This window comes from Tenacibaculum pelagium, assembly GCF_014062345.1.
Classification (GTDB): Bacteria; Bacteroidota; Bacteroidia; order Flavobacteriales; family Flavobacteriaceae; genus Polaribacter; species Polaribacter pelagius.
Genome location: NZ_JACGLS010000008.1, coordinates 23,771 through 44,078, shown reverse-complemented (window position 1 = coordinate 44,078; position 20,308 = coordinate 23,771). Strand labels below are relative to the sequence as shown.

The following is a 20,308-nucleotide window of genomic DNA, read 5'->3' as shown; positions in this document are numbered from 1 at the left end:
CATGATAAAAATGTAAATCATATAAATTAATAGTAATACAATACTACTCTCTTCAGGAAATAAATTTTAAAAATTAATTATACAAAACTGGGTTATTGCTGTAACCATCTATATTTAGTATAACTTCTTGTTCATTATTTGTACTTTTTAAATTACTAATATTAAATGAAATTTCTTTAGTAATTAATGCTTCACAATTTTCATTATTGTTTAAAAATAATCTTAGTCTTCTTTGTGGTGGTTTTGACTCCATAATACTACTTGAAATTAATTCTACTTCCATAGAATCATCATTACAACCAGCAGATGAAAAGTTTATTTTTAAACAATCATTTACAAGCTCAATTTTATTAATAACTAAATTATCATTTGTACTATTAATTAATAATTGATTGTTTATTATAGGCTCTTTATCACAAGTTATTATATTACTATCTTCTTTATTACAAGACAAAACAATGAACACTAAAATTAAAACTGTAAAAAAACATTTATAAAATGTCTTATTTTTTCTATTTTTTTCATAAGGTAAATATTCTTTTATATATTATTTAATTTTTATTGGTATACTAAAGTAATTGATTGAGGTAAACTTTCAAATAAGGGGCTTTTTTTGCACTATAACCTTATACATTTTTATCATTAGTTTTATCTTCCCATTCAGCTTTTAACATAGACATAACTATTTTATCGTGAAATTTATTATCTCTTAAACAAGCTTGTCGCAATTTCCCTTCCAATTTAAATCCAGTTTTTGTATACGCTTTAATTCCTCCAATATTAGGTTCAGAAACCGTTAAAAAAATCCGGTTTAAGTCATGTTTGGTAAATCCAATGTTCAATACTTCTTCTGTAACTTTTTTCCCAATTCCTTTCCCCCACATTTCTTTATTTCCAATAAAAATATAGTATTCAGCAGATTTGTTAGTTTTTGAAATATTACATAATCCTGAATATCCTATTAACTCTCTGTTTGTTTTTAAAAATATACCATAGTCTATATTTTCTTTATTTTCAATCAATTCTTCATACCACTTGTCAATTTCAATCTTCTTGCTTATTTTTAGAAATAATGGTAATGAGTATTTTATTACTTCATCGTCATTTACCCATTTATAAAAAGGTGTAACGTTTTTTTTTGAGAGAGGTCTTAATTCTATCATTTTTTTTCTTATTTAATAGTTTAACTTAATTACCTGTTATTTACTTGCTAGTTATTTTTAAGTTCTTCTCAAATTCTCTTTGTATATATTCTTCCGATTTCCCTTTTGGAATCGGTAAAGAGTTCCATTTTTCATTTAAAATCATTTTTACAATAAAGACAATTTGTTCTATGTGATATGGATAATGTGCAATTTGGCGTGTTATACTCTCTATTATTTTTACTTCTTTATTTCTTATTAAGATAGGCTTATTAAAATTATCATCATTAATAGCATCTAGTGCTTTAAAAAGACAATCCCAAACTTTTCCCCATTTTTGTATTAACTCTTCATTACTCAAATCTTGGATTTTAAATTCATTATCTCTATTCCTCTACTCTTTTTCTCCATCGCTTTCAAAAAAATCAGTCTATCTTGACAACATGTTTTCAGATAAGTGTACAATTATGCAAGCTATATTATTGCTCTCATTATTAAATTTCCAATACAAATCTTTCTCCGATAATTGAGATATTGTTTTATCTGCAACTTCTTTATAAGATTTAAACTGTTTCTTTATATTTTTCAAAAAATCATCTAACATATTTATTGCAAGTTTTATTTTGATTATCTTGTTTAAAATAAGATGTTTGATAATAATTATTTCTCTATAGATTCAAAAAAAAGCATTTTATTTTTTGAATCTATAGTTACTACAAAATGTTCTAAAAAGTTGTTTCCTATATTCGCTATTAATTTAAAAGGCAAACTCTTATAATTTTGTTTTTGGTCGAGTTTTTTAAATTTGATTTTATCAGATATCCCCGTTTTAAATCTACCAATTTTAAATTGAGAAATTTTATTTTTTACTTTTGTTTTTTCAACCCAAGTTAAAGGATACCCTGTATCTATATGAGCAAAACCTTCTTTATTATTTATTTTAACAGGTATCCATATATTATCTTGTTCGTTACGGTATTCAACTTTAATAGAAGTAAGTTTATCACCAAGTGTTCTCTTTTTATTATCAGCATTTTTTAAATAAATTTTTTCGTTAGATATATCTATAGATACCAAATAATTTCTAAACAAATTATATCCCATTAATCCAACTATTGGCTTACCTTTGAGTTTCTCAGGAATTTCAGATGTATATACATCATTATAGTATTTTATTCCTTCTGGAATACTAAACTCTCCAAAAACTGGATTATTTATTTTAAACCCATCAACTTTAATACTGTTAGTCGTTCCCAATGATTTCTTAAATTCATTATCGGTTATTATTAAAGGAACAAAAGTTCCTGTATCAAAAATTAACCAAGCTTCTTTATATAGTCCTTTTTCCGATTCAAACTTTACTGGAATTAAAATATGCTTATGATAAACAATTTTTAACTCAATAACTTCACCTAATTCTATCTGTTTTTCGGCCTTATTGTATTCTAATTTTTCATTACCATTTTCTTTAAGAGATTTTAGCCTAAAACCGATATGTACTCCAGATTCATTTTTTAAAGGAATCATTGTAAACTTTCCTGTGTCCATTTTTTCGACAAAGGAAGAATAGTCTATTTTTTTACCGTGTGTGTCTTCCAAATAAGAAGATTTTGTAATCATTTGCCCAAAACTAAATTGAACAATTAAAATAAATAATATTAGTATTATTTTTTTCATTTTTATTTGTTTTAATATTATTATAAATAATCTTATGTTAATCTATATTAATTAAGTTTATGTTTAATAATTAATAGTAACCATATACTTATAGCAATAAAGCATGTAATAATAAAGATGTAACTTGAGAATACGTTTAAATTATCCATATAATTCATCAAAAGGATATCTAAATTAACTTCGCTTATTTTACCACTATTTCTTTTTACAAAATGAGGAAAAATTAAGCCTGTAATTATTGAATTAAACATTTTAACCAAAAGTCCTAATACAATAATTATAAAAGCCAATAAAGAAAACCTTTTTTTATCCATTAACATTTTTGCAACTTCGTAGAATCCAAATATTAATAAAGGAATAGTTAAAATTATTTGAGAGTGTTTTAAAATTAACTCAATTGAAAAAATATTGACTTCGTCTAGTATTTTTGGTTTTGGAAGGGTTAAATGAGTATATAGTATTACTAATAATAAAAATATAATGGAACCAAAAATTTTTCTATTTAAACCTAATATCATTTATACGTCAGTAATTTTTATTAAATATTGGAGTAATAAACGTAGTACATTTAACCTAAAAATAAAATAAGGGGCAATTTTTACTCTATAAAAACTTTGATTATTATACTATTGTTATATTATTTTATCAATTAGTAATAAAAAATCTAAATAATTTATATGCTCATAACAAAAATTACTCTACTGTAAACTTATAAAAACCTTCACTACCTGTATTAACAATAGAAGTAAAGATTGTTACTTGTTCAAGATCTGGTTCAGTTAATGATGTTATAAAAACGTTCTGTTTTTTATTTTTATTATTAGAATAAATACCTTTTAAAAAATATGTTCCAGGCTCTGAAAGTTTTATTCCAATCTTACTTACTAAAGAATCAATATTTGTTTTATAATAGTTTTTTAAAAATAGTTTAGGATAGTTATCAAAAAAAACAGCATCTCCATCTATGATTTTTACATCCTCAATATTTGATTCTAAAATTTGACCTTTATCCGAAAATTTATATAATTTAACTTCATAACTAACAAAATGATCTTCAGTATTAGCTCCGAATGAATCTGTTATGTAAATATTTTCTCCATCATTAGTAGTTAATTTATTAGGTATAGAAGTATTTATAATAATATAATCTCCTACTAAAAATTTGGTTGTGTTTTTTTCTATTTTTACTAAGTTAGGTAACTCAATTGTATGTGTTTCTACTATCTCTTTTTTATCACATTGCATAGCCATTAATATTGACGATAATGTGAGCACTAATAATCCTTTTTTTATTATTCTCATTTTTAATTAAGGTTTATAAGTTAATCATATTAGTTTATTTCTTTTTTTAACAACTTTCCCCTTTTAACTACATATAATGTATTATTAAAAAAAGTAACTGTAGTAATTTCTCCTGGTTCTCCTAGATAAAATAACTCCCATGTTTTTCCACCATTAGCAGTATATAAACTACCTCCTTCTTCTGTCAAAAGGTGTCCTTTTAACTCATTGGAAAAAGCAATATTTATTATTTTCTCATAAGATGTAGGCTCTTGTATTTCTATTTTCCCCCAATTGTTGCTTGAATTCTTATTAAATAAACCTCCATCATTTCCAACTCTTGGAAGCATATTTAACCAAATATTATTTTCGCTCACAAAATGAAAAATAGGGTTATAAGTAATTTCTACACCTAAATTTTCTTCTTTCCATGTATTGCCCCCATCTGTGGTGCTTATAATACTATTTGCTTTCTCATTAAATAATTTAATTGTATCGTTTTTATGCTGTATTAGTTTAATATATGATGTAGATACATCTAACACTTTATTCACTCTCCATGTATTACCTCCATCTATTGTTTTAATAATGTTCGTTTTGCCTGATTTTCTAGCCAATAAAAAACCTTCCAATTCATTCTTAAAGAACATTTCTTCTATTAAATTACTAACATCAAAAGCTCCTACATCTTGCCAAGTAACACCAATATCAACTGTTTTTTTTATAGCTCCATTAGTAGTTTTAATGTAAAATACATTGCTCGAAACAGCCTCAAAATCAGAAATAGGAAATGATATTTCTATAGTAGACCATGTATTACCTCCATCTGTTGTTTTAACTATTACATAATTGTCAGGTTCTCCATGCTTTGCAAAACCAACTCTGTTTGATATAAATTCCATTTGAAAATAGTAAGCAGCATCATTAATAATACTCCAGTTTGTATCTAAAACTTTTAAATAATGTTGATGTTTATATTGAGATTCTTCAAATTCAATCTCTAATGCCCCACTTGAAGCTTTCTCAGGAATTCTTATTGTAACATTTGAATTAGTAACTTTAGAAGTTTCTAAAATTTCTCCATTAAAAATAAATACTGGATCATCATCCAAATCTTTTCCTGTTATAGTAATTTCACTTCCAGCTTCTACTAAATCTGGAGTTATTTTAGTAATACTTGGTCTTTTTAATTCTCCTATAATATCTTCATCATTTCCACATGAAAACATAATAAAAGTCAATAATAGAATAAGTAATGGTTTTTTCTTTTTCATTTTTATATATTTTGTTTTGTTAATACTAAAGTTAAAGTTTCGTTAACATCAATAATATTTCCATTTCTTTCTGATTCAATAACAAAATTATCAATAACAATAGTTATAGTAGAACCAGAAATTACTCCTTTTAATTTTATATCATCTTCTATAACTATATTATTATCAGTTTGTGACCAAGATATAAGTTCTGAATAAGGGTCATCTGTTACACACTCGAAACTGTATTCCAATTTATTTGTTGAAGAATTAATTAATAACTCAATCTTATCAAAATAACTTACTGAGTTAAACACGCCTGTTCCATTAGATAAAAATTCATAGGTTTGATTTTGCAAACAATTATTAGTTTCTAACATAAGGTCTTTTGTTGCAACCCCATCTCCGTTAATATCATATTTATTTTCAAGAAAAAGAGATTGAAACTTCCAAACACCTTCTATAGAATTCTCTGTAGGGTCTAATTCATTGTTTTTTTCACAGCTATAAAGCGCTATAACTGTAACAATCATTAATATTGTTTTTTTTGTTTTCATATTATTTTTTTATTATAGCTGATTATTCGCAAACATACTTTCATTATTTTTACTATCAAATAAGGGGTGGTTTTTGCTCTAAAAAATTAACTTTTAAATTGAAAGGCAAATGTTTAAACTTTAGCATTAATAAGTTTAACCGATTTCAGTGATTTTATTAATCACGGTTTTCCGTGACATGAGTACAATTCATTTTTATTTTCTTTGCAAGAAAATTATCTATAATAATGAAACCTTCATTAAATCTTTTATTTTTAATAATTATACTTTTATTTTCGAATTGCAGTAGAGAAAAAAAATCTGATTTAGAAATAAAACTAAAACCTGAAGATGAGAAAGAAGTTACCTCTTTAGGGAAAGCTCTGTATAAAAATATTAGTAGTAAAAACCATGACTCTGTTATTATTATTGGGAAACAATTCATTAAATACATGCAACAAAAACCATATTTAAAAAATGGTATTTATGCTGTAAATGATGAAATGGGAAAAGCTTATTTAGCTCTTAAAAAACATGATTCTGCTGTATTAGCTTACAAGAAATCTATTAAGTTTTTTGAGCAAGAACCAGGTGCAATAGAAGAACTCTCAAATCAATATATTAACACTATAATAGGACTTATAAATATTGATAAAAGAACAGAAAACTACGATAATGCAATAAAAGTGTTATATAGAGGATTAATAAATTTAAACGGAGAAAAACCTAAACTTAGAAGTAGATTATTTAATGAACTAGGCTATGTGTATTGGTATATGAAAGACATAAATTATGCTGAAAAAATGTTTAGAAAATCTCTTCTAATTCCTGAAAAAAGTGAGTTCACCAAAAATGCTAATTACATGGGACTTGGAGATGTATTTTTCTCTAAAAACCTAGACTCTGCTTACTTTTATTACAAAAAAGCAAGTTCATATTTTAAGAAAAAAATAGACAAAGGAAATTACTATACAAATATTATAAACATTTCTCAAGTTTTAATAAGAAAAGGGGAAGTAATTGAAGCTGAAAAATTATTATTAGAAGCAGAGAATCACTTTATAAAGAGTGGATCAAAATACGATATAGGGAGAGTTTATTTAGGTCTTGCTAAAGTTGCAATGTATAATAAAAATATTGATAATGAATTTAAATATTTAGAACAAGCTAGACCTTTTCTTGAAAAGAACGGAGGAATTGTTAATCTCCATAAATTATACCTTCAATTCTCTAAATTTTATACTAAAACAGGAGACTTAATTAAACAAAAACATTATGCAAATAAAGCAAATCAAATAAAAGATAGTATTTATAATCCTAATAAAAGAAGTTTAATAAATATTTATAAAATTAATCATTTATATGAGTTGAATGAGTTAAAAGTTCAAACTCAAAAGAAACAAATTTCTATCCAAAGCAAACAAAAAAAATGGTTAATTATTGGAGTATTGATATTATTGTTTTTAATTATTATTTTATATATTTTATACTTACAAAGGATTAAAACTCAAAAAGCATTACTTAAAAATCAAGAAGAACTATCTGCCCAAAAAGTAAGCACTTTATTACAAAATCAGAAAGTAAGATCGATGCAGTCTCATATAGAAGGCCAAAAAAAAGAACGAGAAAGAATTGCTAAAGATTTACATGATAGCATTAGCGGTAATTTAGCTGCCATAAAAATGAAACTAACTGATATTAAAGAAAATCAATCTAAAGACATTGATTTAATAATTAGTAATATCGATAAGACATACAATCAAGTTAGATCTATTTCTCATAATTTAACACCACAAGAAGTTGTTGAGTATAATTTTATAAATGTTTTAAATCAATTAATTTTATTATATCAATCGGAAAATTTAAAACTAACTATTGAGGTTTTTCCTGAAGAAGAATTAAATTTAGTTAATAATAGTATTCAAATAGAAATTTATAGGATATTACAAGAGTTAATTACAAATATAGTAAAACATGCAAATGCAACTAAAGGACTAATTAACATCACTTTACATGATGATTATTTAAATTTAATCATTGAAGATAATGGTATAGGAATAGACATAAGGAAGAAAGAAAAAGGTATTGGTTTAAAAAATATTTCTTCGAGAGTAAAATCATTAAACGGAACAATAGAGTTAGATTCAGGATTAAATAAAGGAGTAACTGTTAATATTAATATCCCAACCCCAACCTAGAAATGGAAGTAAATAAAGAAATAAAGATATTTATTGTTGATGATCATAAAATGTTTTTAGATGGTATCACTGTGATTCTAAATAATATTTCTGGTTTAATTATTCTAGGAGTCGCTGAAAATGGGAAAGAAGCATTAAAGCTTATTCCTAACTTAAAACCTGATATTTTAATTACAGATATTGATATGCCTATTATTGATGGTATTGAGTTAACAAATCAATTAAGGTTATCTTACCCAAATCTTAAGATACTAGCAGTAAGTTCTCATAATAATAGTACTACAATATCTAAAGCTATTAAAGCTGGTATAAATGGATATATTTTAAAAAACACCGGTAAGGTAGAATTACTTAAAGCCATTAACACCATTTTTAATGGTGAAAACTATTTTACAAAAGAAGTAAAGCAACTGATTAATGATAGTATTTTTAATAATAAAGAAGCTAAAAAAAATAAAGTAAAATTAAGCGATCGAGAAAAAGAAGTACTTTATTTAATTGCACATGAAAAAAGCACAAAAGAAATCGCAGAAAAATTATATGTATCTATAAATACAGTAGAAACTCATCGCAAAAACCTAATGCGCAAAGTTGGTACAAAAAATATGGTAGGGCTTGTTAAATATGCTATTCAACAAGGATTGATATAAATAAGTTTTTTGTTTTCTTCTAAAAAAATAAAAACCCGTTGTAAATTTATTAAATTAAAACAACGGATTTAAAATCAACCAAAACTAATTCTTTTACATAACCTCAATTTTATTCTTCTTTCATTTCTACTTCTTATTTTTATTGTAATTTATAATTAAAACCTTGAATAAGTGTAGAGCTTAGAGCACCTGAAACTATATTGAATTTATTTCTTATCATTTGAGACGGAAACCCCTCTTCATTATACTCATAATCAAAACTTAACCTTGTCTTTTTTAGATTAGTATTAAAATCAACAATCATTTCTTTAGATTTAGGATTATTAGTATTATACATAAATTCATAGTCCATACCTGTACCATCAGTTGCGTATGGTAATTGAATCTTTTTTATAGCTTCTCCAAAGTATGGCCTTTTATTATTATCAAAATTCCATTCTGAAACTTCTGAAATTTCTGCTCCAAAAATAGAAACTTGAATAAGTGTTTTACTAAAATAGTTTTTAGTATTTCCTATATAAGAAAACTGATAATATAAATTGCACTCTTTCTTATTATAATCATCTAGATTAGTATATAAGCATGCTCTAGAAATCCGATCTTTTGAATCATATTGATATGTAACATAAAATAGATTATTACTAAAATGATCGTCTCTTTTTACTTCTACAACTCTATTTGAAGAATCATAAATAAATTTTATAGTATAGTATGGTGTATTTGGTAGGGTAATACTTTCTATTTTAACGATATTATCTCCTTCATATGTAAACTCTCTATAGTATTTATCTACTCCATTTTGTGATGATTGATTTCTTATTAAGTTATTATTATCGTCATAGACAAAAAGCAATTCAGATGCTCCATTATTTGTCGTTGTTATAATTTTCTCTACATAATGTTTTAATTCTTGATCAGGGGTTTCAACAACTGTATTATTACTGCTACATGAAATAAGTACAAATATTAATAAAGTGTAAGAATAAACTAATCTTTTCATTTTAATTAAATTTTAATTAAATTTTAATTTAAAGGCGTAAATCTATTTTTATTATTTCTAATATAAAATAAGGGGCAATTTTTACCCTATAAATTTCTTTCAAACTCTTTCAGTTCTTCAAAGTGCTTGTGATAGTTTCTTTTCATTTACTTTTTAGTTAATTAATAGCATTAACTAATTTTATTAATATTTTTAGTATTTTATTACTTCTAAGATCTTCTGATAAATAAGTGTTTCATCTCCATTGACAAAGCCTTGTTTATCCCAAATTACTTCACCTTTCTTGTCAATTAAAAAAGAGTGCGGTGTACTATATGCATTCATAGCTTTCATTAAATTACGTTCAACATCTAGATAGACTTTAAAATTCCAGTTATTAGCTTCAATAAATGGCTTTACTTCATTAATATATTGGGGTAAATCTACAGAAACAGCTACAACTTCAATTCCTGTTTTATTTTTCCATTCTTTATAGACTTTAGATATGGATGATAACTCTTTTTTACATGGTGCGCAACAAGTTGCCCAAAAAACTAATAAAGTTGGTTTACTTGTAGAGCCAATATTGGCAGCATTAAACGGTTTACCTTCTAGAGTTTTAATTTCTACGGCAGGTATATTAATTTTTAATAGTTTCATATTAAATGGTTTAAATGATAATATTATAATTGAAAATAACAACCCTAATATTATATGAGCTACATATTTTTTCATTTTTAATTATATTATTTTGAATACTATTGAGGAGGAAAGTTAAAAACACCATGAATCATATCTATTCTTGTTAAAGAATTATTTAGTAAATATTCGTGTTTCTTAAATTCTGGATCAGCTATTAATCCGTAGTATGCATTTGTGTTATTCCATTCAACTATGCCCGTCATATGAGGATGTAATACATAGCTTTCCTTAGGTCCATTTTTTAAAGGTTTTAAGTTAGCAAGAAACGCAGGTGGACCATATTTCTTTTTTACTTCATCTGTGTTTTTAAAATATTTTGGCAAAGCAGTTTTAGATTCTGGAGTTAACCAAGCGTTGAAAAATTCATATGTTTTTCCCTCTTTAAAAGTAACGGTTACATCTTTATCAACTGTATAATAAGCTTGTTTAAAAAATGTCATTGCATCATCTCTTATCGGAAATAATTTTTTAGCGTCTTTATCTTTTAACAACTTTTCTCGCTCTTTTAAATTTGGCCATTCAAAAAAGGCAATCATTTGAGGGTGTATCTTACCATCAGTTACCGCTGTAACTTGTAAACTCCCTAACATTTTTCCACCGTATTTTGCAGCAATAGGTAGTATTTTAGGAAAATATTCCATCCCTATTTGTTTCTCTTTTCCTCCTTCAAGAGAAACAAAAGCAACTTCAATTATTGTATTTGCTTTAAAAGTAATGTTAGCTTCTTTTACATTATGATTATCGCTTACGTCAATAGTAGTAGAGTTATTTAATTCTGAGACAATTCTTTTTTCTTTAGAAGTATTAACTGATTCACAAGCATAAGTACTACTAACAAAAAAGAGTACTATTAGTAATAAAAATTTTGAATTCATTTTTTTCATGAGATAATGGTTTTATATTAAATATGTTTTATAAATCCAAAATTATAGTATATTTACATACTATTTATTGACATAAATCTATTAAACATATCCATTAGTCTAAATTTTAAAAAATGAAAAAACCATCGCAAAAAATTATTGATGTTTTATCTAATGTGTTGTCCATTTATAAAATGGGAAATTCCGTGATTTGTAATCCAACATTATCTGGTACTTGGGGAATGAATTTTGAACCAGACTCTAAAGCCATGTTTCATTTAATACAAAGGGGTAGTTGTGTTTTAAAAACAAAAACAATTAAAAAACCTATTCAATTAATGCAAGGAGATATTGTACTTATTCCAAGATGTAATGGTCATATATTAGCTGATAATATGGACTCTAAAACGGAACCATTTAAAAAAGTTATCAAACGTTATAAGGAGTTACATTTAAATAGCTCATTAATTAATAAAACTTCATTATTATGCGGTGTATACTCTTTTAGAAATTACTCATATAACCCTATACTTTCTATACTTCCAGAAGTTATTCATATACCTTCTAATGATGTACAGAATAATATGCAATTACAAGCTCTCATTCAATTAATTTCATTAGAATCAAAAAACAATGAGATTGGGTCAGAAATCGTAATTTCTAAATTAATTGACGCAATGTTTATTTATATAGTAAGAGCATGGTTACAAAAACAACCAAAAGGGACAACTGGTTGGTTAGGAGCTTTAAAAGATGAAAGAATTGGTTTAGCCATTGGTTTAATTCATAAAAAACCTTCTAATAAATGGACAGTAGGTTTATTAGCAAAAGAAGTACATATGTCAAGAGCATCTTTTGCACAAAAATTTAATGACCTTGTAGGTATTCCTCCTTTAACATATTTAACTAAATGGAGAATGGATTTATCATCTAAACTATTAACAGATTCAAAACATAAACTAATAATAGTAGCTTCAGAAGTAGGATATGAATCTGAGAATTCTTTTAGCAAAGCTTTTAAAAAAATAAAAGGTATTTCTCCTGGAGAGTATAGAAATAAACACAGTTAACGCTTAAATTTATCGATATATTATTAAAAGAGTAAAAAATCTTTTTTTCATAAAAGTAGAACAAAAGCAAACAAACTACTACACCTGCACTCCACCTCTATCGCCTATAAGTACTATTAAATAAAGGAAAGTTACATATTGTATCGGCAAATAGATTTTTTTATTTTAATTCTATTTTTTAAACTACGAGAATATAACACTTAACTATTCGTAAACTATTTCTATTTCTTCAGTTAAAGGAATACTCTGACAGCTTAACGCATAGCCTTCTTCAACTTCTTTATCTGTTAAAGCTAAATTGTTTTTCATATGAACTTTACCTTTATTAACCTTGCATAAACAAGTTGAACAAACTCCACCCTCACAAGAATACGGTGGTTCTTTTCCTTCATCTATTAAAGCTCTTAATATTGTTTTTCCTTTTATGATAGGAATCTCTATTTTTTCACCATTTAAGTGAGCTGTTAAATTTGCATTTTCAAAAGCTTCTGTAGTGTTTTTAGCTTCATCTCCTCCAAAGCTTTCAATAAAAATTCTATCAAAGGGAACATCAATATTCTCTAATGCTTTTACTGTATTATCTATCATCGTTCCAGGTCCACAAACATAATATTCAACATTTTGAGCATAAGGAGGATATTCATTAATAAACCATTCTATACAAGCAGTATCTACACGTCCCTTCCTAAATTCTTTGCTTGGAGTTTTCCATAAATCGCTCCAGTTACTTTTTGGTCTACTCAAAGTTTGAACTAAAACAAATCGATCTTTATATTCTTCTTGAAGTTGTTTTAATTCTTCATGAAACATAATGGTTTCTTGACTTCTGTTTCCAAAAATCATGTGTACATAACTATGTTGTTCAGTTAATAATACTGTTTTTAATATCGATAAAATTGGTGTAATTCCACTACCTGCCGCAAATAGATAATACGTTTTGTAGTTTTCTTTCTTTACATCAGCAAAAAAACGCCCATCTGGTGCTAAAACTTCAACTATATCTCCAACTTTTAAATTATCATTAATATGATTTGACATCAAACCTCCTTTTACTCTTTTTACGCCAATTCGTAAAGGTTCTTCAATAACTGGCGAACTACATAAAGAATAAGATCGACGAACTTGCTGTCCTTTTAAATTGAATTGCAACGTTAAATATTGCCCAGGTTTATATTTGAAAGTATCGTACAATTCAAACGGAACATCAAAGGCAACAGAAGTCGAATCTTTTGTTTCTTTTTTTACTTCTAAAACTTTAAGAGAATATAACTTACTCATTACTCTAGTTTGTGGATTTTTTTAACAAAAATTTGAGTTGGAAAACTATCAACATACTCCCCTTCTACTTTTAATCTATCACCAACTTTTAATCTAATATAATCTTTACCCAAATTAGGAATACTCACAATCATATTATAAGCTTTTTTTTCACTGTCAATAAGATGAATAGTTTCTCCATCTTTTTCTCCAATTACTTTGGTTACTGTAAGCTTAGGTAAGTTTTTTAAAGCCGTTCTTTCTATTACTTTTATTTTTTTAGCATAAATTTGTACAGGATCACTCTCTGCATATTCACCTGCAACTTTTACTTTATCTCGAACTTCTAATCGAACGTAATTGTCTTCTAAATTAGGAATACTTATTGTACTAGTATATAAACCTCCTTTACCGTCTTTTAGAGTTGCGGTATAACCATCTCTACCATTTTCAATTTTTGTTACAGTAAGTGTTTCAAAAGCTTGCAATTCTTTATCTGAAATAGGTTTTTCTTTCTTAATTACTTTTAATAGTTTAAAAAAAGTATCTCCTACATCTTGAGGTGGATTTTTCAGTACAATTTTCTCTACCTGTAGATTATAGACAAAACCAGGTACAAAGGTAAACCCTTCAATTCCTTCGTACTGATTTTGCCATTCTTCATCTACCCCTAATTCTTTAATCTGCAAACATTTTTGCTTTCCATGAGCACCAAAACAATCTACTTCTTCAGCATTTACTTTTAGTACAACTATAGTTTTACTTTTAATATTATCTTCATTCATTTCATCAGTTATAAAATGATTATTTTCTTTTTTGTTTTTTACAGAATTACAAGCTGTACTTACAATTAATAATAGTATAAATAATTTCTTCATCTTGTTTTGTTTTATTGATTAAAGACAAGCTTTGTACCAAAGTTTATTTTTTATCAAAAGCTCCATGCTTTTCCATCCATTTTTTTACTTCTTCTTGAAAACGCATTACAGCATACTCTCCTCTTTGCGCTCTTGCTCCTACGCTAAACATTGGCGAACTCAACGATTTTTGTTGTTGCTCACAAGCGTATACATCTTCTTCCATAAAATCTCCTGAAGCCATTGAATCGCTAGCATCCCCTTCATATTTTCCTTTATTTCCGTAATGCTGCCACACTTTACTCATAGATGATTTTGTGTATTGCTTCGTAAATTCCCATTCGCTAGCATTTTCCATTTTAGAACGAATAACTACTAAAGTTCTATCTGGAGCTAACGGAATTGCATGAAATGTGTTCCAAGCCGACTCCCCTTCAGTAATTCCTATATTTGGAAATAACCAAGGAACATACACGCGCATATCCTCACTTTTATTTGCTTTGATTAATGGTTGTGGCGATGCGTTTTCTACATCAGCCATATATTCTGGAACTAAAGGTTCATTGAACCAATAATGCTGTCCAGCCCAACCAAACTCGGCTTTTGCATGATCGTACATATTTAACGTACCTTCATGTAAATGTGCTAAATGGTAATGATCTATATAGTTTTCAACAATAATCTTCCAGTTGGCTTTGATTTCTTTTGTATAAAAAGGCTCACCTTCTTTTTCTTGATATTCTACTAATTCTTCTACAATGTGAGGTCCTAAACACGGTTCTACATCACCAAAAAACTCCATAATATTTGGTGCATCTTTATCTGGATGCACAAACAACATTCCTTTAAAAATATCAACTGAAGCTTCGTGTAGGTTTAGCCCACAATCATGTAGTTCTTTATTACATAAATTTGGAAACTCTTCTTCTTTTTTAGGAACACTAATAAGTTTCCCTTCTAAATTATACGTCCAATCGTGATATGGACAGGTAATTGCTTTTTGGTTTTTACCAACAGCACGTAATAGTTGTGTTCCTCGATGGCGACACATATTATGAAAGGCTCTCAAACGATTGTCGCGTCCTTTTACTATAAAAATATTGTTTAATCCTGCTTGTACAGAAATATAATCGCCTGCATTAGCAACGTCTTCTACCAAACCTGCAAATTGCCAAGTTGTACTAAAAATGGTTTTCATTTCTAAATCGAACCATTCTTGCGAGGTGTATGCTTCTACTGGCAATGCATGCATCATTCTTTTTGTATTCATAATCTCTTATTTATACTTTGTATTTCGTTTCCAAACTTCTTTATAAGGCTGCCCTTCAACAGTCATTAAAACCTCTAAGGTATTATCATTTTTTAAAGTAAAAATAACTTTATAAAAACTACCGTCTGGCAAATACATCTTTCCATTTATATATTTTTCTCCTTTCTTTTCAATATCAGTTAAAAAGTAATCCTCTTTTTTATTACTTCCTTTATATTCTGATGTTCCATCGTTGTAATAATGGATTTTACCAAAGAACTTCCCTTTATAATCTACTATTTCATAAATAGCTTGATAGTAATCAGTTTTAACATCCCATACACCTACAATTTTATCATTGTTTTGCGCAGAAGAAGTGAATATTGTTAGGCTAAATATTATTAATAATAATTGTTTCATTTTTTTAATTTTAAAATAATCCAAAATAATTATACTCTACTCCCATTTCTATTACTGATAAAACTATCGCAAGAATTATATAATCTTTCCAAGAAAACGGATTATTATAGGTTAAGTAATCTATTAATGTCCACAGAACAATCAAAACTATCCAAATTACTAAAGAACTTATTCCGTAATACGCCAATCCAAAATAGGCTAAAACTGATACTACTAATGTTAAAAATAATTTCATTTATATTTTATTGTTATGATTTATCATTTGGCATCCAATCTGGTGGTTTTACAAAAACCAAAAGTTTGTTTTTAACTCCAGAAACTTGCCCTAATTTTCTATTCAGCCTTGTTATTCCGTGAAAGAATACTTTAATTGGATTTACGCTATTTAAAGGTTCAGAAATTCCATACACGACCTTTTCTTCTTCAGGTTCAAACGTTCCTAACATTCTATCCCAAATAATTAAAATACCTGCATAATTTTTATCCCAATATTGTCTATTTGATCCATGGTGAACTCTATGGTGTGATGGTGTATTAAATAAGAATTCTATTGGCTTTAATAATTTACCAATAATTTCGGTATGCAATAAAGTTTGAAATACTTGCACAAACACTTCTGATAATAATACTAATATTGGATCGAAACCTAGCATTACAATTGGTAATGAAAAAATAATTGGCATAATAGCATCTAAAGGTCCAAAACGATATGCTACCGACATATTAAAATGTGGTGAGCTATGATGTACAGTATGTGTTGCCCAACCAATTCCTATTCTATGCATAGTTCTATGCTCCCAATAATAAGCAAAATCAGCCAGTAAAACACATGTTATAATTGTTGTCCAATTTATATCTAAATGTGGTAAACTTATATTGTTATATACCCAATAATATACTTTGGTAATTGCTAAAATACCTAGGATTATTTCTATTAAAAAGAAACCTCCAAACGTAAGTACATTAGCTACACTATCTAGAATTAAATCTTTATTTAGTTTTCGTAAATAAGCATACCTGATAAGCTCTATAACAAAGAAAGGAACGATTATATATACCAAACTTAAATCGTTGAATATATAAAACCAATATTCTACAATATCCCACTGTAATGTATCGGAAAAGAAAGAAATCACACTCGAGCTTCCATCTATATTATAGTTATAATAGAAGAAATGAGCGAAGCCAGTTAAAATTGCAATAATTAATACGCTTCTTATTAATAATGTTGAATTTTTCATGTTGAATAATTTTATACAAAATTGAAAAATATTGCACTGATATCTTTTGATTTAGGTCAAAATATTCAGGTAATTTAAAATAGAAAATAATGCTAACAGAGACCAAATAATAACCATTATCCAATATAATTTTGGAGATTCATCTAATGAAACTTCTTCAACAAAATGAATAGATTTGCTGTTTAGAACATTTAACAATCCCATAAGAATAAAAAATGCCCAGAACCAATTCCATTCAAAAATTACTGCAAGAATTAATAAGATTAATGCTAAAATAGTTTTCCACTTTTTCATACTAATAATAATATTGACTGTAATTAATAAATAATGTTGATAAGGAATAAACCGCCATTAAAATCCAACTAATAATTATTACCCAATATAAGATTGTATTTTCTTTTCTAGAAATTGGTTCTATAAAATAAGTGACTCCTGAAAAAATATCAGGAATTACCCAAAATAAAAACAAAATTCCCCAAGCCCATTCCCAATTCATTAGTATTGCTATATACATTAATACTAAAGCTATAATGGTTCTCCACTTTATCTTTTTTTTCATTCTTAAATATATAAAGAATATCTAAACAGTTATACCAAACCTTTTCAACATTTTCTTTTCCATATTCCAGAAAAAAGTAAACTGTCCAAAAAGCCAACCGTAGGTTACTAAAAGTACTTGATAGCAAATAAAACTTAAAGCTATAAAAAGAGGATAATACACAACCGAAGGTAAATTTTGCAATGTAATTCCTAAAGATTTTAATATCGGTCTTCCTACCATTATTGAAGAAGATCCTGTTATTGAAAACACAAAAAATATAATTATTAATTGCCATGGTTTCTCAATATTCCAACGTAACATTAATTTTTTCATCTCAAATAAATTTAAAATCCAAAACTACCTTACACTTTACTATTTCTATTTGACCTATATCAAAAACATGATTTCCTTATGATTTTGACATAGGTCAAAAATCTTTCTCATAAGTCTTCTCAATTTTGTCCGCATAATATTATTAGTTAAAGATGAAAAAAACTCTTTTAAGTTTAATAGTGCTACTTACAGCTTGTTCTACACAAATAGACAAACAAGTTCTTGGTACTTGGAATGTTCAAAGTAATTTTTACAAAGCAACTTATAAAATAGAGAAACAAGGCAAAAAGCTAATTGGTAAAGTTTTGTATTACAATGATGACACTACTGTTTTACACGAAACAAAAACTGATAAAGATATCTTTTTACATGACTTAAAATATAAAAATGAGGTTTATGTAGATGCTATTTCAGGTGCGACTAATACAGTTTCAGAAAAGCTAACAATTAAAGTTAAACATAAAGACACCCTAGAGGTTACTAGTTATATAAATAAGAAACCTTTAATAGAAAATTGGACTAGAAAACAATAATAAAAACTAAACAATGAAAAAACAAGTTATAATCTTAGGATTACTTTTATCATTCTCTTTAATAAGCTGTGAAGATGGCGTTAGAGATATTACAGGAGATGGTACAACCCCAACCCCACAACCTACACCTACAACAGAAGTTGTTCCTGTTGACATTAATACAGATGGTTTTGATTTCTTAGAAAAAATGCAAGGGAATTGGGTAGGTACTAATAGAGTAATTGCCGATGATTACCCTTGGTTTGCTTGGGATTATAGAGCTATCTCAAAATCACATATTCATGGAATTCACGAAGGTGGATCACTTGGTAATTTATTTACTTCATTTTTTGTAACTAATTATAAAAACAAAAGAACCTTAATGGCTCGTAATGGAGGTTTATTAAGTGGTATTTATAGAACTAGTTATTTTGTATTAGATAAAGTAGAAGATCGAGGTGCTGAAGGTAAATACTATCGTTTTGTTGATGCTATTGGCGGTGACGCGATTATGTATTTCGAATTACGTTTTGATGAAGACGAGTTGTTCTTCAACTCTTATACTAGTAATTTAGGAAATAGAGTTCCTTCACGTCATATGACTTTTAAAGGTAAAAAGATGCATATCGAATTAGCTCAAGCTGCTGCAACAGCAACTGATTATCCTAAAAACGAAATAGATACTGGTTTAGATTTTGCTAACGGATTTAATGCTGATAATTTATATGTTCCAGCTGGAGAAACGGCTCCCAAATCAGCTACTTTTTTAGCGCAACAAACTAATAACGATGTATATGAATTAGCTCCTCAATCTGGTGATCCTTATCAAATAACAGATCACCCAAGATTAGGAACATTAACTGCTAATATTACTCGTAATTCAGAAATTACTGACACTAATTTATTTGTATACCTATCAAAAGATGCTTTAACAGATGCTGATGGTTTTTTAACAACAAATGCTGAAGCTTATGATACCTTATTACACTTTCCAACGCTAGAAAATAAAGAAGATAGTTTCTTATTTACCTACTTGCATCCTGGAGATTACTACCTAACTGTCATTGCAGATAAAAGTAATGATGGAGCTCCATCAGAAGGAGATATATTAAGTATAAGTAAAAGAATCACAGTAGCTCCTTTAGAAAACAAAGTTGAAAACGTAACCAATGTTGATGTTCAAAATTAATAACATGAAAAAAATATTCTATATCTCAATTATAGCTTTAATCGCTAGTTGTACAACTGCCGAAATACCTTTTGCTGGTGCTCCTGTAGACAGAACTGTAACCTATTCTCAAGATATTCAGCCAATAATGTTTAATAACTGTTTAACCTGTCACAGTTCAGTAAACCCTAGAAATGGCTTGATCTTAGAAACATATAGTCAAGTAAAAAATTCTGCACAGAACGGAACTTTAATTGACAGAATGAATGATGTTGCTAACCCAATGCCACAAAGTGGATTATTAACTCCCGACAAAAGAGCTTTAGTAGATAAATGGAAAGCTGACGGTTATTTAGAATAATCGTTTTAGTAAGAAATA

25 protein-coding genes and 1 pseudogene are annotated in these 20,308 nt (G+C 27.2%); 6 read left to right on the top strand and 20 right to left on the bottom strand.

Features of this window, described 5'->3' with window-relative positions:
* Positions 1–73: 73 nt before the first annotated feature.
* The 8 genes and pseudogenes from H3Z83_RS12550 to H3Z83_RS12515 form a co-directional block, all read right to left on the bottom strand.
* On the bottom strand, positions 74–454 hold the full coding sequence (locus H3Z83_RS12550) for a hypothetical protein (RefSeq protein ID WP_182125842.1): 381 nt from the start codon (positions 452–454) through the stop codon (positions 74–76).
* 172 nt (positions 455–626) lie between these two features.
* Positions 627–1,163 (bottom strand): GNAT family N-acetyltransferase, encoded by a 537-nt coding sequence (locus tag H3Z83_RS12545; RefSeq protein ID WP_182125841.1) that lies wholly within the window; start codon positions 1,161–1,163, stop codon positions 627–629.
* Positions 1,164–1,203: 40 nt separating this feature from the next.
* Positions 1,204–1,746: pseudogene (locus H3Z83_RS12540) on the bottom strand (DUF1572 family protein).
* A 56-nt stretch (positions 1,747–1,802) separates the two neighbouring features.
* Positions 1,803–2,819: a hypothetical protein gene (locus H3Z83_RS12535; RefSeq protein ID WP_182125840.1), complete on the bottom strand. Its 1,017-nt coding sequence runs from the start codon at positions 2,817–2,819 to the stop codon at positions 1,803–1,805.
* A 47-nt stretch (positions 2,820–2,866) separates the two neighbouring features.
* Positions 2,867–3,337 carry a hypothetical protein gene (locus H3Z83_RS12530; RefSeq protein ID WP_182125839.1) on the bottom strand — a complete coding sequence of 157 codons (471 nt, stop codon included), beginning with the start codon at positions 3,335–3,337 and terminating at the stop codon, positions 2,867–2,869.
* 175 nt (positions 3,338–3,512) lie between these two features.
* Positions 3,513–4,121, bottom strand: a complete 609-nt coding sequence (locus H3Z83_RS12525) for a hypothetical protein (RefSeq protein ID WP_182125838.1) — start codon at positions 4,119–4,121, stop codon at positions 3,513–3,515.
* 29 nt (positions 4,122–4,150) lie between these two features.
* Positions 4,151–5,374 carry an IPT/TIG domain-containing protein gene (locus H3Z83_RS12520; protein ID WP_182125837.1) on the bottom strand — a complete coding sequence of 408 codons (1,224 nt, stop codon included), beginning with the start codon at positions 5,372–5,374 and terminating at the stop codon, positions 4,151–4,153.
* Between the two features lie 2 nt (positions 5,375–5,376).
* Positions 5,377–5,910, bottom strand: coding sequence for a hypothetical protein (locus tag H3Z83_RS12515; protein ID WP_182125836.1), 534 nt, complete (start codon positions 5,908–5,910; stop codon positions 5,377–5,379).
* 227 nt (positions 5,911–6,137) lie between these two features.
* Here H3Z83_RS12515 and H3Z83_RS12510 point away from each other — a divergent pair, with 227 nt between their 5' ends.
* Positions 6,138–8,087, top strand: coding sequence for a tetratricopeptide repeat-containing sensor histidine kinase (locus H3Z83_RS12510; RefSeq protein WP_182125835.1), 1,950 nt, complete (start codon positions 6,138–6,140; stop codon positions 8,085–8,087).
* A gap of 2 nt (positions 8,088–8,089) precedes the next feature.
* Positions 8,090–8,737, top strand: a complete 648-nt coding sequence (locus tag H3Z83_RS12505) for a response regulator (protein ID WP_182125834.1) — start codon at positions 8,090–8,092, stop codon at positions 8,735–8,737.
* A gap of 139 nt (positions 8,738–8,876) precedes the next feature.
* Here H3Z83_RS12505 and H3Z83_RS12500 read toward each other — a convergent pair whose 3' ends face one another.
* The 3 genes from H3Z83_RS12500 to H3Z83_RS12490 all read right to left on the bottom strand — a co-directional run bounded on the left by H3Z83_RS12500 (position 8,877) and on the right by H3Z83_RS12490 (position 11,293).
* Positions 8,877–9,737, bottom strand: coding sequence for a hypothetical protein (locus H3Z83_RS12500; protein ID WP_182125833.1), 861 nt, complete (start codon positions 9,735–9,737; stop codon positions 8,877–8,879).
* A 192-nt stretch (positions 9,738–9,929) separates the two neighbouring features.
* Positions 9,930–10,376 carry a TlpA family protein disulfide reductase gene (locus tag H3Z83_RS12495; protein WP_182125832.1) on the bottom strand — a complete coding sequence of 149 codons (447 nt, stop codon included), beginning with the start codon at positions 10,374–10,376 and terminating at the stop codon, positions 9,930–9,932.
* Between the two features lie 98 nt (positions 10,377–10,474).
* Positions 10,475–11,293, bottom strand: coding sequence for a hypothetical protein (locus tag H3Z83_RS12490; RefSeq protein WP_182125831.1), 819 nt, complete (start codon positions 11,291–11,293; stop codon positions 10,475–10,477).
* Positions 11,294–11,415: 122 nt separating this feature from the next.
* On the opposite strand from H3Z83_RS12490, the gene H3Z83_RS12485 reads away from it, so the two are divergent.
* Positions 11,416–12,351, top strand: a complete 936-nt coding sequence (locus H3Z83_RS12485) for an AraC family transcriptional regulator (protein WP_182125830.1) — start codon at positions 11,416–11,418, stop codon at positions 12,349–12,351.
* Positions 12,352–12,555: 204 nt separating this feature from the next.
* Here the strand turns inward: H3Z83_RS12485 and H3Z83_RS12480 are convergent, their stop codons facing one another.
* Genes H3Z83_RS12480 through H3Z83_RS12440 form a run of 9 tightly spaced genes read right to left on the bottom strand, consistent with a single transcriptional unit; the run spans position 12,556 to position 18,249 of the window.
* Entirely contained in the window at positions 12,556–13,629 is a 1,074-nt protein-coding gene (locus H3Z83_RS12480; protein WP_182125829.1) for a ferredoxin--NADP reductase, read from the bottom strand.
* Positions 13,629–14,486 carry a DUF4377 domain-containing protein gene (locus tag H3Z83_RS12475; protein ID WP_182125828.1) on the bottom strand — a complete coding sequence of 286 codons (858 nt, stop codon included), beginning with the start codon at positions 14,484–14,486 and terminating at the stop codon, positions 13,629–13,631. Before H3Z83_RS12475 ends, H3Z83_RS12480 begins: the two co-directional genes overlap by 1 nt.
* 43 nt (positions 14,487–14,529) lie before the next feature.
* Positions 14,530–15,735: an aromatic ring-hydroxylating oxygenase subunit alpha gene (locus H3Z83_RS12470; protein WP_220455476.1), complete on the bottom strand. Its 1,206-nt coding sequence runs from the start codon at positions 15,733–15,735 to the stop codon at positions 14,530–14,532.
* Positions 15,736–15,741: 6 nt separating this feature from the next.
* The gene (locus H3Z83_RS12465; protein ID WP_182125827.1) at positions 15,742–16,134 is read right to left on the bottom strand and encodes a DUF2147 domain-containing protein; all 393 of its coding nucleotides are present in this window, start codon (positions 16,132–16,134) and stop codon (positions 15,742–15,744) included.
* A 10-nt stretch (positions 16,135–16,144) separates the two neighbouring features.
* Entirely contained in the window at positions 16,145–16,369 is a 225-nt protein-coding gene (locus tag H3Z83_RS12460; protein ID WP_182125826.1) for a hypothetical protein, read from the bottom strand.
* A gap of 13 nt (positions 16,370–16,382) precedes the next feature.
* Entirely contained in the window at positions 16,383–17,375 is a 993-nt protein-coding gene (locus H3Z83_RS12455) for a sterol desaturase family protein (RefSeq protein ID WP_182125825.1), read from the bottom strand.
* A 51-nt stretch (positions 17,376–17,426) separates the two neighbouring features.
* Positions 17,427–17,669 carry a hypothetical protein gene (locus H3Z83_RS12450; RefSeq protein WP_182125824.1) on the bottom strand — a complete coding sequence of 81 codons (243 nt, stop codon included), beginning with the start codon at positions 17,667–17,669 and terminating at the stop codon, positions 17,427–17,429.
* A 1-nt stretch (position 17,670) separates the two neighbouring features.
* On the bottom strand, positions 17,671–17,934 hold the full coding sequence (locus H3Z83_RS12445) for a hypothetical protein (protein ID WP_182125823.1): 264 nt from the start codon (positions 17,932–17,934) through the stop codon (positions 17,671–17,673).
* Between the two features lie 21 nt (positions 17,935–17,955).
* Positions 17,956–18,249 (bottom strand): DUF6787 family protein, encoded by a 294-nt coding sequence (locus tag H3Z83_RS12440; RefSeq protein WP_182125822.1) that lies wholly within the window; start codon positions 18,247–18,249, stop codon positions 17,956–17,958.
* Between the two features lie 152 nt (positions 18,250–18,401).
* Here H3Z83_RS12440 and H3Z83_RS12435 point away from each other — a divergent pair, with 152 nt between their 5' ends.
* The 3 genes from H3Z83_RS12435 to H3Z83_RS12425 are packed head-to-tail and all read left to right on the top strand — an operon-like array spanning position 18,402 to position 20,290.
* The gene (locus tag H3Z83_RS12435; RefSeq protein ID WP_182125821.1) at positions 18,402–18,782 is read left to right on the top strand and encodes a DUF2147 domain-containing protein; all 381 of its coding nucleotides are present in this window, start codon (positions 18,402–18,404) and stop codon (positions 18,780–18,782) included.
* Between the two features lie 13 nt (positions 18,783–18,795).
* Entirely contained in the window at positions 18,796–19,950 is a 1,155-nt protein-coding gene (locus H3Z83_RS12430; protein WP_182125820.1) for a hypothetical protein, read from the top strand.
* A 4-nt stretch (positions 19,951–19,954) separates the two neighbouring features.
* Positions 19,955–20,290 (top strand): hypothetical protein, encoded by a 336-nt coding sequence (locus H3Z83_RS12425; protein WP_182125819.1) that lies wholly within the window; start codon positions 19,955–19,957, stop codon positions 20,288–20,290.
* The last annotated feature ends 18 nt before the right edge of the window (positions 20,291–20,308 follow it).